General features: G+C 62.8%; 3 protein-coding genes. 2 read left to right on the top strand and 1 reads right to left on the bottom strand.

The window, feature by feature from the left end; translation table 11 throughout:
* Nucleotides 1-982 precede the first annotated feature (982 nt).
* Both ABD844_RS16540 and ABD844_RS16535 read left to right on the top strand, forming a co-directional pair.
* Nucleotides 983-1192: a hypothetical protein gene (locus tag ABD844_RS16540; RefSeq protein WP_344877803.1), complete on the top strand. Its 210-nt coding sequence runs from the start codon at nt 983-985 to the stop codon at nt 1190-1192.
* Nucleotides 1193-1228: 36 nt separating this feature from the next.
* A complete protein-coding gene (locus ABD844_RS16535; RefSeq protein WP_344877801.1) occupies nt 1229-1561 on the top strand; it encodes an integrase core domain-containing protein in 333 nt (110 codons plus the stop codon).
* Between the two features lie 254 nt (nt 1562-1815).
* Here the strand turns inward: ABD844_RS16535 and ABD844_RS16530 are convergent.
* Nucleotides 1816-2108, bottom strand: a 293-nt coding sequence (locus ABD844_RS16530) for a WD40 repeat domain-containing protein (RefSeq protein WP_425568584.1), incomplete at its 5' end; no start/stop codon positions are given.

Below are 2108 nucleotides of genomic sequence, written 5' to 3'. Positions count from 1 at the left end.
CAAACAGCCGCATAGGCTACGCCCATAAGACGGCTGTCCGGAATCTCCGTGGCCCCTCACGGCACCAGCAGCGTCGGGAAGAGCAGTGGGATGCCCACGACCTGGGCTACGTTCTCACCGGGATGTAGACCGCCTTGGTTGAACAGTGCGCCTGCGACCAGAAGCAGCACCCCTCAAGATCATTTCATCGTGGGTTTCGACTTATGTGGGCTGACCCCCACGCACGGTAGCTCGGTGAGGAGTCAGCCAGGATACTGAAGTCAGGCCACCCGCTGACGGCCGACGAGCGGCAACCTGGTGGGCAAACGGCACATAGTGGCGATGGTCAAGGGCGCATGGTTGCTCGGTGGTTGCTCGCGTGTACGTGATACGGCGCGGCATCAATCGCCACTACCTGACACGACGGTGGTAAAATTCCGGCCACAGCGGTAGCAACTAGCACTCCGTGGCACTGAACGACACTGAGGGAACCCACTCATAATCCGTGAGTCGTGGGTTCAAGTCCCACCCGCCCTACTCTCCAACACCGCGCCCGACCTGGGCTTTCTCGGTTCTCGTCGGCCCCCGGCCTCGTTGTTGATCATGATTGGTTGCTCGGTGGTTGCTCTTGTGTACGGACTGTGTAGCGCGGTAGATCATTTAGATCGGCACCGTCAGTTCAGACCCCAGAGATCACCATACGAAGATCAACCCAGAAGGTCTGCACAGTGCCGCTGGTCAGCGCCGGCCTGACGGCCGGTCAAGCCTTGTCCAAGCGGGCTCGTCTCCCCGGCCAAGCCGTCCGTGACCAGCAGATAAAAGATCCGCTGCTTCTCGCGATGATTCTCTCGGCTCGTTCATAGCGCAGACCCCGGGTGGGGTTGTGCCTGTGGGTGCCCGAAGCTCGGCCGTTGGGGCTGATCTGGGGAGTGATGTTCGCGTTCTGGCGGGCGTGATCGCTGTTCATGGTGCTGCGGTTGCTTATCTAATCTTTGTCCGGCTCGTGGGTTGGCTGGTGCTGCTGGGTCGCTCGCGGCAATCGAAGGACGCGGAGATCCTCGTTTTGCGTCATCAGCTCGCGGTGTTGCGTCGGCAGGTGGCCAGGCCTCGGCTGTCGTGGGCGGATTGGGCGGTGATCAGCGTGCTGGCGTGGCTGCTGTCTGCGGCCGGTCGTCGGCGGTTGTTCGCGACGCCGGGGACGCTGCTGCGCTGACACCGGCGTCTGATCGCGTGTCACTGGACCTTTGCTGTGGCCTTCGACGCGGTGCTGGCCGATGCCGCAGTACGCATCGTTAAGAGCGGTGTCGGAATACCACGGATGAACTCCATCATGGAGCGCTGGATCCAGACCTGCCGGCGCGAACTGCTGGACCGGACCTTGATCTGGAGCCAGAGCCATCTTCTCTACGCGCTGCGTGAGTTCGAGACCTTCTACAACTCATACCGGCCGCACCGCGCTCTCCGGCAGGCAGCTCCGCTTCGATCACTTCCCGACATCGCCTCCGCTGGAATCGCACCACTCGATATCCGCCGACATGATCAACTTGGTGGTGTGCTGAAGGAGTATCGGCATGCCGCCTGACCGGGTCGGATGATTAATCGGCACCCGCAGTGTCCATCCCGCAGGCCAGCGCGCGCAAAGCCGTCATGGCTCGGCATTCTGCCCCACCAAGATCGGAGCCGAAGGCGGAATCCGACAACTCAACCTGAACACCGACACGAGCACCGACAACAACACGCGGACACCGGCAGCTTCAACTGCAACCGACACCCTGCTCACCAATCCCTCTCCGCGCCTGCGGCGAATACGGCAGAAACGGACCGCAGGCTTGATTATCAATCGGAATCATTCCCCAGTTGCCACAACCGCACGGTGCCGTCCAGGCTGCTGGTGGCCAGGAGCTTGCCGTTCGGGTTGAACGCCACCGCGGAGACCCAGCCGGTGTGGCCGGTGAGGGGGCGGCCGATGGGGGTGCGGGTGGCTACGTCCCACAACCGCACGGTGTCGTCTCCGCTGCCGGTGGCCAGGATTTTGCCGTCGGGGCTGAAGGCCACCGAGTGGGCGATGTCGTTGTGGCCGGCGAGGCGCTGGCCGACGATGGTGGCGTCTTCCCGGGCGAAGGTGTAGT

Origin of the sequence: Nonomuraea antimicrobica (genome assembly GCF_039536965.1) — a bacterium.
Lineage (GTDB): Bacteria > Actinomycetota > Actinomycetes > Streptosporangiales > Streptosporangiaceae > Nonomuraea > Nonomuraea antimicrobica.
This window is presented reverse-complemented; position numbering and strand designations above follow the sequence as displayed.